This window comes from Terasakiella pusilla DSM 6293 (assembly GCF_000688235.1).
Classification (GTDB): Bacteria; Pseudomonadota; Alphaproteobacteria; order Rhodospirillales; family Terasakiellaceae; genus Terasakiella; species Terasakiella pusilla.
Genome location: NZ_JHYO01000004.1, coordinates 69,843 through 82,527, shown reverse-complemented (window position 1 = coordinate 82,527; position 12,685 = coordinate 69,843). Strand labels below are relative to the sequence as shown.

Annotated in this window: 12 protein-coding genes and 1 other RNA gene; 8 read left to right on the top strand and 5 right to left on the bottom strand. The window is 53.0% G+C overall.

The window, feature by feature from the left end; all coding sequences use genetic code 11:
• Position 1 precedes the first annotated feature (1 nt).
• Positions 2-1,801: a lytic transglycosylase domain-containing protein gene (locus tag Q397_RS20950; protein ID WP_051609679.1), complete on the bottom strand. Its 1,800-nt coding sequence runs from the start codon at positions 1,799-1,801 to the stop codon at positions 2-4.
• Between the two features lie 148 nt (positions 1,802-1,949).
• The gene (locus tag Q397_RS0103765) at positions 1,950-2,804 is read right to left on the bottom strand and encodes a uracil-DNA glycosylase (protein WP_028878272.1); all 855 of its coding nucleotides are present in this window, start codon (positions 2,802-2,804) and stop codon (positions 1,950-1,952) included.
• A gap of 145 nt (positions 2,805-2,949) precedes the next feature.
• Here Q397_RS0103765 and Q397_RS0103760 point away from each other — a divergent pair, with 145 nt between their 5' ends.
• Both Q397_RS0103760 and Q397_RS0103755 read left to right on the top strand, forming a co-directional pair.
• Positions 2,950-4,584 carry an electron transfer flavoprotein-ubiquinone oxidoreductase gene (locus Q397_RS0103760; protein ID WP_028878271.1) on the top strand — a complete coding sequence of 545 codons (1,635 nt, stop codon included), beginning with the start codon at positions 2,950-2,952 and terminating at the stop codon, positions 4,582-4,584.
• A gap of 121 nt (positions 4,585-4,705) precedes the next feature.
• On the top strand, positions 4,706-5,656 hold the full coding sequence (locus Q397_RS0103755) for a DMT family transporter (protein WP_028878270.1): 951 nt from the start codon (positions 4,706-4,708) through the stop codon (positions 5,654-5,656).
• Here the strand turns inward: Q397_RS0103755 and Q397_RS20945 are convergent.
• On the bottom strand, positions 5,615-6,562 hold the full coding sequence (locus tag Q397_RS20945) for a DMT family transporter (RefSeq protein WP_051609678.1): 948 nt from the start codon (positions 6,560-6,562) through the stop codon (positions 5,615-5,617). The genes Q397_RS0103755 and Q397_RS20945 overlap by 42 nt on opposite strands.
• Before the next feature lie 120 nt (positions 6,563-6,682).
• Between Q397_RS20945 and Q397_RS0103745 the strand changes: the two genes are divergently transcribed.
• Positions 6,683-7,585 (top strand): LysR family transcriptional regulator, encoded by a 903-nt coding sequence (locus Q397_RS0103745; protein WP_028878269.1) that lies wholly within the window; start codon positions 6,683-6,685, stop codon positions 7,583-7,585.
• Here Q397_RS0103745 and nudC read toward each other — a convergent pair.
• Together nudC and Q397_RS0103735 are read right to left on the bottom strand one after the other, a co-directional pair.
• On the bottom strand, positions 7,572-8,492 hold the full coding sequence (nudC, locus tag Q397_RS0103740; RefSeq protein WP_028878268.1) for an NAD(+) diphosphatase: 921 nt from the start codon (positions 8,490-8,492) through the stop codon (positions 7,572-7,574). The genes Q397_RS0103745 and nudC overlap by 14 nt on opposite strands.
• A gap of 38 nt (positions 8,493-8,530) precedes the next feature.
• The gene (locus Q397_RS0103735; RefSeq protein WP_028878267.1) at positions 8,531-8,866 is read right to left on the bottom strand and encodes a hypothetical protein; all 336 of its coding nucleotides are present in this window, start codon (positions 8,864-8,866) and stop codon (positions 8,531-8,533) included.
• Between the two features lie 95 nt (positions 8,867-8,961).
• On the opposite strand from Q397_RS0103735, the gene ffs reads away from it, so the two are divergent.
• The 5 genes from ffs (at position 8,962) to Q397_RS0103715 (ending at position 12,684) form a co-directional block, all read left to right on the top strand.
• An RNA gene (ffs, locus tag Q397_RS24615) (signal recognition particle sRNA small type) lies at positions 8,962-9,061 on the top strand.
• 106 nt (positions 9,062-9,167) lie between these two features.
• The gene (locus tag Q397_RS0103730; RefSeq protein WP_028878266.1) at positions 9,168-10,967 is read left to right on the top strand and encodes a DNA polymerase III subunit gamma/tau; all 1,800 of its coding nucleotides are present in this window, start codon (positions 9,168-9,170) and stop codon (positions 10,965-10,967) included.
• Positions 10,968-10,972: 5 nt separating this feature from the next.
• Complete coding sequence (locus Q397_RS0103725; RefSeq protein WP_028878265.1) at positions 10,973-11,296, top strand: YbaB/EbfC family nucleoid-associated protein; 324 nt, start codon at positions 10,973-10,975, stop codon at positions 11,294-11,296.
• 16 nt (positions 11,297-11,312) lie between these two features.
• Entirely contained in the window at positions 11,313-11,909 is a 597-nt protein-coding gene (gene recR, locus Q397_RS0103720; protein WP_028878264.1) for a recombination mediator RecR, read from the top strand.
• A gap of 4 nt (positions 11,910-11,913) precedes the next feature.
• Complete coding sequence (locus Q397_RS0103715) at positions 11,914-12,684, top strand: substrate-binding periplasmic protein (protein WP_028878263.1); 771 nt, start codon at positions 11,914-11,916, stop codon at positions 12,682-12,684.
• Position 12,685: the final 1 nt, after the last annotated feature.

Here is a 12,685-nt window from a genome sequence, read left to right as displayed (position 1 = left end):
ATCAGTTTCTCACCAGTTCGAGGCTCTGCTTATCCTGCCCCTCATAGCTCGGCCATTGACCGGAGGCAATCGCTTCCAGCGTCGGTACTTGCTGGCCCATGCGATCCCGATAAATCCAGAAATTTGTCAGCACCCGCTCAATAAAGTTACGAGTTTCCTTAGACGGAATACTTTCAATAAACAGCAACGGATCATTTTCATGATTGATCCCGCGCTTCCATTTATTCAAATTCCCCGGCCCGCCATTCCAGGCCGCCGTCAGGTGGAACAGGTCGCCATTGATATATTTTTCACCCAGCAACATGTTAATGTAGTTCTGCCCCAGATGAATGTTTGTTTCCGGCTCAAACAGCTTCTTGCTCCAGGCCATGCGACGGTCCTTGGCGACAAAGCTGGCTGTTCCGGGCATCAACTGCATCAACCCTTTGGCCCCTGCATAAGATTCCGCATTCGGGTTGAAGCCCGATTCCTGACGCATCAGGGCATAAATCAAAGCACGGTCCACCTTAAAGCCCACTTCCGGCTGCCATTTTGGAATTGGATAGAGAGCGGCATCCGGTACAGTCACACCGTTGCGGCTCAACAAAGCGCCTAAACGCATGCTGAAAGACGGCATATTGCTGCGCAACGCAATACCCAACATGGCCTTGCGTCCATCCTTGTCCGTGCGGGCGTAGGCTTTACGAAATTCTTTTTCCGCCAGATCGTCCTTGCCCATTTGCAACAAGGCCAACGCACGACGACCGGTTTTTTGTGTCTTCAACTGCCCCAGCTCGAAACTGTCGATTTCCGGCACCGTCCAGTCAAAGGCCATCTCATAGCCAAGCGCATTGTTAGCAAGCAACCCATAGAAAGTACGCGGATAGGCCGCAGCTTTCACCAGCCATTTATTCACCTCTGCCGGTTTACGTTCCAGCAGATAAGAGCGCGCGGCCCAAAACGATCCCGCAGAAACCATCCAGTCCGACGAATATTCTGAGTAGGTCACCTGCTCAAAATGTTTTGCGGCCTGATCCAACTTCCCCAAACGCCATGAGGCCAAACCGGCAAGCCAGTGGGCACGCGGGATATATCGACCGGAACGTTTGATGGCTTTTGTGGCCCATTCATAGGCCCAGTCGTCGCGACCATCGACATAATAGCCCGCCGCCAACCAAGTGCGGGCCTGATCCAACTGACCGGGGTGCAACAACTGCTGCACTTCTTTGGTTTCCAACAGATTCTTGACCGATTTGGTCCAGCCTTTGCGGGTATAATAGCGCATCTTGCGGGTATAGTTCGCCGCTTTGCGGGCTTTCTCTTTATCCAGACGGCGTTTCGGCGCATAGACTTTGGAGGCATAGCCCGTCGCATCATACCCCGCCCCGCTGAGGTACTGACCCGATGGTTTTTGCGGGTTCAACGCGTTTTTCGGGCGACGTTTGACGGCCAGTTCATAAATACGCTGGGCTTGCGGATGGTCACTATAACGCAGCAACCAACGGCGCAGCTCTTTATAGCGCGAACGGTATTTGGTCGGATGCAGATAGCGTTGTGCCATCACATGGCCCATCAGCGTCTGATCCGTCAGCTCCTTAATCAGCTTGTCAGCCGCGTTCCAGCGCCCCGCTTCCTGAATGGCGAAGATTCGTTTGTAGAGAGACAGATTTTTCTCGTCCAGAACACCAATGGTTTCCCATTCAATCTCTGCATTTTGCGGCAAAGAGGCAAGCTGTACATCCGAAGCAATCACTGATTGAGCCTTGAGCAAAATTGCTATGAGCCCCAAAGCCAGCAGCGCCTTTTTAAGGTTAAATACCATATCTATCCACTAAACAAGAAAAGGCACAAAATGCGCCAAAATTTATAATTTCTCTAACGGGCTGATTTAAAACAGCCTTTGGACGTCTCGCCAAATTTCAGCTGCAAAATAATCTATTTTAATAAAATACGCAAGAAATCGGCGACTTTTATAATGTTTCCAATTTTTCAACGATCTTCAAAAGATCACTCCACGCCCGTCTTTTCTGCCCCGGGGAGCGCAATAAATATGACGGGTGAAACAAGGCTGTCGCTTTGACCGGACGCGATAAATTAGGGGAGGAATGATCAAACCAACGCCCGCGCAAACGCGATATTCCTTCATGGTGACCCAGCACCGCTTTTGCGGCAGCGCCGCCCAAAAGAACCAACACTTTCGGGTCCACCAATTCAATTTGACGTTCAACAAAGGGCAAACACACCGCGATCTCGCTCTGGATCGGCGGACGGTTGCCCGGTGGTCGCCAGAACAACACATTGGTCAGATAGACCTTGTCAAAATTCCCCGGTTCCTCACTTAACCCGCAGGAATGAAGCATCTTGGACAGAAGCTGCCCGCTGGGGCTGACAAAGGGCACGCCTTGGCGATCTTCCTCAGCTTCCGGGGCTTCCCCGATAAACATGATATCGCTTTTTGGATTCCCCGCAGCAAAGACAGTATTCATCGCCGTCTTCTTAAGCGGGCAGCCGTCAAACGCATTCACCGCGTCGCGCAATTGCTCGATGGTTTCTGCTTTACGCGCCATGGCAACGGCGGTTTGCACCATTTCATCGGTTGCGCGCACTTGAGCTTGTGACATCTGTGGCTGTTGCACAGGTGCACTGGTCTGCACGCGTGGCTGTGGGCTCGCGGCCTGACGTTTTGCCAACATCTCCGCGCTAAGGGCATAGCGATCGATGGATTCGCCGACGATGGTTTCGTCCACACCCATCTCGACGTACCATTTCAGCAGGGCTGCGGGGTCGAACGGGTCGTGATATGTGCTGTCTGAGTGCTGATTCATACCAGATACCTATCAAAGTTCGTTTTATTTGAACAGAAAGGTTCACAAGTTTGTGCATTTTTTCTATGTTGCATCGCATAATAGTGATAATAATGTTCGCTAACAGAACAATCACATCGGAAACTTTTAGGAAGGAAGCCGGACTATGGAACGTGAATCCATGGAATTTGATGTTGTAATCGTCGGCGGGGGCCCGTCCGGTCTCTCTGCTGCGATTAAACTCAGCCAACTTGCACAGGAAAATGAAAAAGAACTGACCGTCTGTGTCGTTGAAAAAGGGTCCGAGATCGGTGCCCACATCCTGTCTGGTGCCGTCATTGAAACAGGGCCGCTGAGCCACCTCTTCCCCGATTGGAAAGAAAAAGGTGCGCCACTGACCGTTGAAGCCAAAGACGACAGCTTCATCTACCTGACAGAAACCGGCTCCCAAAAAATGCCGACGCCGCCGCAAATGCACAACCACGGTAACTACATCGTGTCCTTGGGCAACGTCTGTCGCTGGCTGGGGGAACAAGCCGAAGAAATGGGTGTTGAAATTTACCCGGGCTTTGCCGCTTGTGAAGTTCTCTACCGCGAAGACGGTTCTGTTAAAGGGATCGCAACAGGCGACATGGGCCGCGAAAAAGACGGCTCCGAAGGTCCGAACTTTGAACCGGGCGTCGAACTGCACGCCAAATACACCATCTTCGCCGAAGGTGTGCGTGGGTCCCTGACCAAAGAGCTGGAAGCCAAATTCGACCTGCGCAAAGACGCCGACATCCAGACGTACGGGATCGGCATCAAGGAATTGTGGGAAATTGATCCGGCAAACCACCATGAAGGTAAAATTGTTCACACCACGGGCTGGCCGCTGGACAAAAAAACCTATGGCGGCTCCTTCCTCTATCACCTCGACAACAATCAGGTTGCGGTTGGCTTTGTGGTCGGTCTGGATTACCAGAACCCGCATCTGTCCCCGTTTGATGAATTCCAGCGTTTTAAAACACACCCGGAAATCCGCAAGACCTTCGAAGGCGGTCGTCGCGTCGCTTATGGCGCACGTGCCTTGGCTGAAGGGGGCTTCCAGTCCCTGCCGAAACTGACCTTCCCGGGCGGCTGTTTGACGGGCTGTGGTGCAGGCTTCCTGAACGTCCCGAAGATCAAAGGGACGCACAACGCCATGCAATCCGGTATCGAAGCCGCAAATGCGATCTTCGAACTCTGTCAGCAAGAAGATGCTCCGGTTGAGCCAACACAATATACGGCAAACATCAAAGCATCTTACATCTGGGATGAACTTTACAAAGTCCGTAACATCCGCCCAAGCTTCGCCAAATGGGGCTTCTTGGGGGGATTGATGTACTCCGGTTTCACAACTTACGTCACCGGTGGGCGTGAGCCTTGGACCCTGAAGTACCCACACACAGATCACGAAGCCCTGAAGCCGGCTGCCAGCCAGCCGAAGATCGACTATCCGAAACCGGATGGTAAAATCAGCTTCGACAAACTGTCTTCTGTCTTCCTGTCCAACACCGCGCACGAAGAAAACCAGCCCTGTCACCTGAAACTCAAAGACGACAGCGTGCCGGTTTCCATCAACTGGGCAAAATACAATGGCCCGGAAGCCCGTTTCTGCCCGGCAGGTGTCTATGAATATATCGGGGAAGGCGATGATGTAAAACTGCAGATCAACTTTGCTAACTGCGTGCATTGCAAGACCTGTGACATCAAAGACCCGACCCAAAATATCAACTGGACAACTCCAGAAGGTACGGGTGGCCCGAACTACCCGAACATGTAAGCAGTTTGTTTGCATAACAACAAAAGGCCGGACAGTTGTTCGGCCTTTTTTGTTGCATCGTTTTTGCGCCGCATTCTATCATGGGGCAAAATAAAACCGATAAAATCGCGAAGGCGCTTCGATGAACAACAATAAAAAAGGCATCCTTCTTGGGCTGCTTGCTTACGCCATCTATGCCAGCCATGACGCTTTGGTCAAAGACCTTGGTGGGGCCTATAGCCCGTTCCAAATCCTGTTTTTCAGTATGTTGTTCGGCTTTCCCATGGTGGCGTTGCAACTGATCCGCGACACCAAGGCCGCGACCTTGCGCCCGCGTCATCCGTGGTGGTTGACCTTGCGTATGGGCAGTATGTTGATCTCGACCATTTCGACCTTTTATGCCTTTTCGGTTTTACCACTGGCGCAAACCTATTCCATCCTGTTTGCGATTCCGTTGTGGGTGACACTCCTGTCGGTACCGTTTTTGGGGGAGCGCGTCGGCATCCATCGGGGCGGTGCTGTTTTATTGGGATTAATCGGCGTACTGATCGTGGTCCGACCCGGTGCGCAGGAACTGCATCTGGGTCACTTCTCGGTCATGATCGGCTCCTTCTTCTCCGCCCTCAACGCGATTATTGTGCGCAAAATCGGACGGGACGAACGCGATGTGGTGATCATCATTTTCCCCATGCTCAGCCTGTTTATTGTCATGGCCTTGCTGTTGCCGATCAACTATATCCCCATGCCGATTGAAGACTTGGGAAAAACAGCCGCTGTGTCCCTGCTCAGTTTCCTAGCCTTGAACTGTATTGTCGGAGCCTATAAAGCCGGGGAAGCCAGCATTGTTGCCCCCATGCTCTATTCCCAGATCATCTGGGCGACGCTGTACGGATTCTACCTGTTTGGCGAAGTGCCGGACCAGCAGACCTACATCGGGGCGGCCGTGATTATCTTTAGCGGCCTATACATCGTCTTTCGTGAAAGTCGGGGCAATACCTCTGCCAACACACCGGTGTTGCGCACACGGACCCGCTTTATGGCGGGACCCGCCCTACGCGTCAGTCACTTTTTGCGGGCGCGTAAGCCCAAATAACCGCTTCAGTGCATCCAAAGCCCATGTGGCTTTCAGGCTGCTGACGCCCAAAATGGTGACGACCGCGCCGATAATTTGAACTGTGCTGAGGGTTTCATCCAAGATCAACCACGCCGCGATCATGGTCAGGATCGGCCCACTGAGGCTGATCAGGCTGGCTTGGGTCGCCCCGCAGCGTTTAATCCCTTCAAACAACATAAAGAATGGAATGACGGTACAGAAAACCGCAATCATCGCCCCCCAGAACACCCCATCCATGGGAAAGGTGATACTGCCGCTGGTCGCACTCACCGGGATCACCGCCAACATAATCACCAGCGTGATCGAGCCGGAAGCGGCGGTAAAGCGCACAGAGCCAATGGATTTCATCAATTCCTGTGACATCACCAGATAGACCGCATAGGTGGTCGCAGACCCCATGGCCCATGCCGCGCCAATCCAATTGAAATTGTCAAACCCGCTGAGACCATTGGGCGCCATCACCAGCAAAATGCCGGAATAGGTGGTCACAAACACGATCCATTGATGAACACTTGGCGCCCGTCTCGACATCACCGCATTAATCAGCATGACAATCATCGGGAAGGTAAACAGGATCAGACGCGAGACACTCACCCCGATTTCGGAGATCGCGGTGAAGTCACAGTATGTCGCCATAAAGAACATCACCCCCGCCAACGAACAAGCCTTCCACTGCTGCCATGTCAGCGGCGCGGTTTTTCGGGCAAACATCAAAACACCCAACCAAAACAAAGGTGCTGCAATCCCGAAACGCAAAAGCAAAACCGCATCCACCCCCATATCCGCCATATAGGCAAACTTGGCGAAAACACCTTTAAACGCCAATGCAATGGTGGCGATAAAGACAAAGATAATGGCGGTTGGGTCGGTTTGTTGATCGTTCATTTCAAGGGCTCGCTGAAGGAGGGCTTTTTACACTTTACTCTCTACGCCTGTTTGTGACATAAGCCAAATATAATAAATTTTTAAAAGATATAATTATTCGTTATATCAGGATAAGTCGTTATGGACCTCAAACAACTACGCACCTTCCTTCATGTGGCGGAAACCGGCTCTCTCTCCCATGCGGCGAAACGCTTAAACGTCACCCAACCCGCGCTCAGCCGCCAGATCAAAATGCTGGAGGAGGATGCAGGCGTCGCCCTGTTTCAACGCACAGGGCGCGGTGTGGTGCTGACCGAAGCAGGCGAACGCATGCGACCACGCGCGCGTCTTTTGGCTGAGGAAATGGAGCGCCTGCGCACCGACATGACCGCCTTTGCAGGTGAAATCAGCGGTGAAGTGCGTTTGGGTCTGCCGCCCAGTGTCGGCAGTGTGCTCGCTGCCCCCATTGTCGAAACCTTCCACCAGCGTTATCCCAACGTCAAACTGCGCATCACCCAGATGCTAAGCGGGGCCATTCAGGATAGTTTGCTCAATGGGCGTTTGGATATCGGGGTTTTATTTGAAGGCAACGTCAGCCCGTCTTTGCGCAGTCACCCTTTGTGGGAAGATACGCTCTATTTCATGACCCAGCCTGCCCCACGGTGGGAAGGGCGCGACACCATCACCCTAACAGAAGCGTTGGAAGAACCCTTCATCCTGCCCGGCCCCAAACATGGCCTGCGCCATATCCTTGAACAACACGCCAGCAAAATGGGGAAAGCCTTTAATGTGGTGATTGAAGTCGAATCGCTCGCCATCCACACCGAACTTGTGTGTCGCGGCCTTGGCAGTACCGCCCTATCCTACAGTTCCTGCCAGCATCATATTGATGCAAACCGACTGGTCGCGCTCAAGCTGATCGAGCCGCAGATTGAGCGGGTCACTAGCCTTGTCTGGTCCAAAGACTACCCCTTGACCCGCGCAGCCCAAGCCATGGCGGATATTGTCAAAGATACGGCAGGGCACTATTTCACCCTGCTTTGATCCAGTTTTCGATCAATTGACGGGCAATACTGTCATGACTGGCGAGGCTTTTGCCTTGATCCGCGATATTGATTAGCTCATCGCGTGTAAACCATTGCGCATCTTCCAGCTCATCATCCGCAAACGAGATCTCTGTGGTTTCCGCTTCCCCATAAAAGCCCAGCATCAAACTGGTGGGAAAGGGCCAAGGTTGGGAGGCGGCATACGTGACCTTGCCGACTTTTATCCCCGCTTCTTCCATCACCTCCCGGCGCACGGCATCTTCCAGTGTTTCCCCCGGTTCAACAAAACCAGCAAGCGTGGAATACATCCCCGCTTTCAGGCGGCTGTGACGTCCCAGCAAACATTTATCCCCATGAGTCACGAGCATAATGACCGCCGGGTCCGTGCGCGGGAAATGTTCCAGACCACACTCAGGGTTTAAACATTTACGCACATGACCGGCTTGCTGACTTTCCGTTTCCGATCCGCAGGCACCACAAAAGCGATGACGTTTGTGCCAGTACATCAACCCACGGGCATAGGCCAACTGCGACGCTTCGGTACGTTGGTGAACCGGGGCGGCCCGTCTAAGATCTTCAAACAAATACTTATTCTCAAACCCCTCGATGATGGCATGATCTTCCAACACACTGAGATCAAGCACAAACAAGGCGTGCTTGCCATAGACCCCCAGATAGGCCCACGGGTGATGGGGGATGTAAGCTTCCACGTCCTTGCGCTCCAAGAAAGCGGGATGATGAAGATCGTCTTTCAGCTCAAACAGGTTTTGGTTATCTGACAGCACCACAAAGCGGGCCTGTTCGGAATATAGGGTTTCAGTGATCAACTCGGTTCTGGGACGGTCGGTTGATCGTCTGTCAATCTGGGCATTTGTGTAATAAAGATCGAATGATGATGAAGACATCTGGTCAACTCCCATATTTCTGTTCAGATCTGGTTACCCTATAACCCCAATGACCCTTTGATCTTTTCCCACATTCCTTTCTGTCTGGCTACTTTCTTCTTTTTCACCGGCGCAGGCGCTGCCCCACCGCGCCCCATAGGACGGCTGCGCTTCGCCTCTTTTACGTTGGGGTTGGTGTAGGAATATAGCACCTTGAACCCGCCGCCGCTGACGTCATAATAGACAATCCGTTCGGTCGATGGCACGATCTTGCAGCGTTTTTCAGCATCTTCTTTCGCGGCTTCTTTGCAGTCAATGTCGTTGGACATAACCATTTGGCCTTCCTCAATTTTTTGGCCTTTTTTACAGATATAGATTTCAACGGCATCAACCATGGGCGACTCGGTTTCTCAAAGAAAATTAAACAGGGGTGCATGGTAGAGTCAGTTTTCCCTTGAAGTCAACGCCTACCCGGTATAGAAGACGGCCCTGAGAGGTTGATGCGGACGAGCTCCTCGCCAACCCGGTCAGGTCCGGAAGGAAGCAGCCGTAACGAGTTCACTGCTCGGGTCGTATTCAATCTCTCACCTTATTTTCTCCCCAAAATCTTCTGTCTTTTTTTGCAATCCCGACTGGCATGTCGGGCCAAGCCCTGCTAACTTGTGACGAACAAGAAATACAAAGATTTTAGCCCCTATGACAGATACAGAAGATCAAGGCGCTTATCGCGTCCTCGCCCGAAAATATCGCCCGTCCACCTTTGAGGAACTCATCGGTCAGGATGCCATGGTGCGCACCCTCTCCAATGCCATCGAATCTGGTCGTCTGGCGCAAGCCTTTATGCTGACCGGGGTACGCGGTGTAGGTAAGACAACCACCGCCCGACTGGTCGCACGCGCACTCAACTGTATCGGCGAAGATGGAAAAGGCAGCGAAACCATCACCCCTTGCGGTGTCTGCGAACAATGTGTCGCCATTGCCCAGGACCGCCACGTCGATGTGATCGAAATGGATGCGGCGTCGCGCACAGGTGTGGACGACATCCGCGAAGTAATCGAGTCGGTGCGCTACCGTCCGACCTCCGCCCGTTACAAAGTCTACATCATCGACGAAGTGCACATGCTGTCCAAAGGCGCGTTTAACGCCCTGCTTAAGACTTTGGAAGAACCACCCGCGCACGTTAAATTCATTTTCGCAACGACCGAGATTCGCAAAGTTCCTGTCACTGTGCTGTCGCGCTGTCAGCGTTTCGATCTGCGCCGCATTGATCAGGATTTGCTGGCTTCTCACTTTAACATGGTCGCTGAAAAAGAAGGCGCGAAGGTCGATGACACCGCCCTTGCCATGATCGCACGCGCTGCCGATGGCTCTGTACGTGACGGCCTCAGCCTGCTTGATCAGGCCATCGCCCATTGCCATGGTGAAGTGGGCGAAGAACAAGTGCGCGATATGCTGGGTCTGGCAGATCGCGGGCGCACCTTTGATCTGTTTGATGCGATCATGAAAGGCGATGCGGCCGCGGCCCTTGCCGTCATGGATACGCTTTATGCCGCAGGTGCCGACCCCAGCGTGGTCTTGCAGGATTTGCTGGAACTCACCCATTGGCTGACCCGCGTCAAGGTCGTGCCCGATGCCGCCCAAAACGCCGTTGTCTCTGAAATGGAACGTGTGCGCGGTAAAGAAATGTCGGACACGCTCGCCATGTCGGTTCTGGCGCGGGCCTATCAAATTTTGATGAAGGGTCTGGGTGAAGTTCGCAACGCCCCGCACCCCCAGCAAGCTGCCGAAATGGTTATCATCCGCCTGTGCTATGTCGCCGACATGCCCACACCGGAAGAAGCCATCCGCATGATGCAAAACAGCACCTCTGGCCCAACAGGTGGCCCCGGTGGGGGTGGTCCGTCCGGCGGCGGTGGGGGTGGGCAAATGGCCCAAGCCGTTGGCGCACCGATGATGGGCCACGGCGGAGGCTCCGGTAGTGGGCCGACGGCCATGCGCGTGGTTAATGGTGGCCTGACAGACGCAGCCCTACAGGTGCAAGCGCCCGTGCAAGTTCTGGCTGATCCGCAAACCTTCCAACAGGTTGTGGATTTAGCGGATGAAAAGAAAGACATCATCCTGAAAGCCAACCTGATGAACAACTTTCATCTGGTGTCGTTTGAACCGGGGAAAATCGAGTTTCGCCCCGGTGATCTCGCCCCTGATACCCTTGCCGGTCATCTAAAAAAGTTTCTGGATGAACATACAAACCGCACGTGGGCCATCAGTGTGTCGCGCCATGCCACCGGTGATATCACACTGGCGCAAGTGCGTGACGAAGCTATTGCCAAACGCAAACACGAAGTCTCCCAACACCCGCTGGTCAACGAAATTCTGGCCGCCTTTCCCGGCAGTGTGGTAGAGAAAGTACACGAAATTAAACTGGATCAGATCGATGCCGCGATTCAAATCGAGGCAACACCGGGTGATCCCGACAACACCAACGGAGATGAGTAAGTCCCATGAAAAACATGGCAAAAATGATGCAGCAGGCTCAGAAGATGCAATCCAAAATGCAGGAATTTCAGGATGGCCTGTCCGAACTGGAAATCTATGGCACCTCTGGCGGCGGCATGGTCAATGTGGTTATTTCCGGTAAAGCCGATCTCAAAAAGATCGACATCGATCCGTCTTTGGTTGACCCCGAAGATAAAGAAGTTCTGGAAGACCTGATCGTTGCTGCCATGGCAGATGCCAAATCCAAAATGGAAGCCGAAGTCAACAAACGCATGTCAGAAATCACAGGCGGCCTGCAGTTGCCACCGGGTATGTCTTTGCCGTTTTAATGGGATTTGGTTTGCGATGGCTGCCCCTGAAATTGAACATCTGATCCAGATTCTGTCCAAACTCCCCGGACTTGGCCCTCGCTCTGCCAGACGCGCGGCCCTTCATCTCGTCAAAAAGAAAGACGTGATGATGACGCCGCTTGTACAGGCATTGACCCGTGTGGAACAGAATGTCAAAACCTGTTCCACCTGCGGCAATCTCGATTCATGTGATCCCTGCACCATCTGCACCGACCCACGGCGTGATGACAGCTTGATTTGTGTGGTGCAGGACGTTGCCGACCTTTGGGCGCTAGAACGTTCTGCGACCTTTAAGGGGCGCTATCATGTCTTGGGCGGCACTCTGTCCGCCCTTGATGGTCTTGGCCCTCAAGACCTTAAAATTCATGATCTGGTTGAGCGCGTCAAAGCAACCGGAACAAAAGAAGTTATCCTTGCGACCAGTGCAACCGTTGACGGACAGACCACGGCACATTATATCGCCGATTGTCTGGAAGACTGCTCCACGGTTGTCAGCGGACTCGCCCACGGGGTGCCTGTTGGCGGTGAGCTGGATTATCTGGACGATGGTACATTAACGGCGGCCCTGTCCGCCCGCCGCCCGATGGAATAAGGTGATGCGCTTTATATTGGCCCTTCTCTCGCTTTTTTGGTCCCTGAGCGCGCAGGCAGATCAACTCAAGTTGGACGTATGTACCAGCATCTACCATATGCCGCCTTATTATCTCACTCAGGGCAAAACCATGCCCCCCAAAGGCCAACGCGGTATCTTTGCCGACGCCCTTGATGAGACAGCCGATAAACTTGACCTCCGCATCAACTGGTACAGAATGCCGTGGTCGCGTTGCCTCAGTGGCTTAAAATCAGGCCAATTCGGCACCGTACTCGGGGTGAATCCCTCACCGGAAAGAGAGAAATATCTACGTTTTCCCAAAAACCTGACCAATGCCCTTGATCAGGAACGCTCCATGTCGCCTGTTCACTATAATTTGTTTGAAAACGCAAATAACCCCATAGAATGGGCGGGCGATCGCCGTTTTTTGCGTGAAAAATTTAAGCTTGGGGCGCCGCAAGGCTTTATCGTCACCGAAACGCTCAAGTCACAAGGGTTGCCCATTTCCGAAACACTCAGCCCTTATGATGGCTTCTCCAAACTTTCTGCCGGTCAAATCGATGGTTTTGTGTTTGCGGGGAAAGTTGCTGACGGTCTCATTGAACTGGTGCCAGACGGGACAAAACAAATCCGTCGCCTTGATCCCCCTATCTGGACATCTTATCTGTACCTACCGATCCAACAAGACCTCTACAAAGCGGCCCCGGACCTGTTTGAAACATTGTGGACCCACTACGCCAAAAACATCCGCAAACGCGTCGAGCCGCACTTTTAAC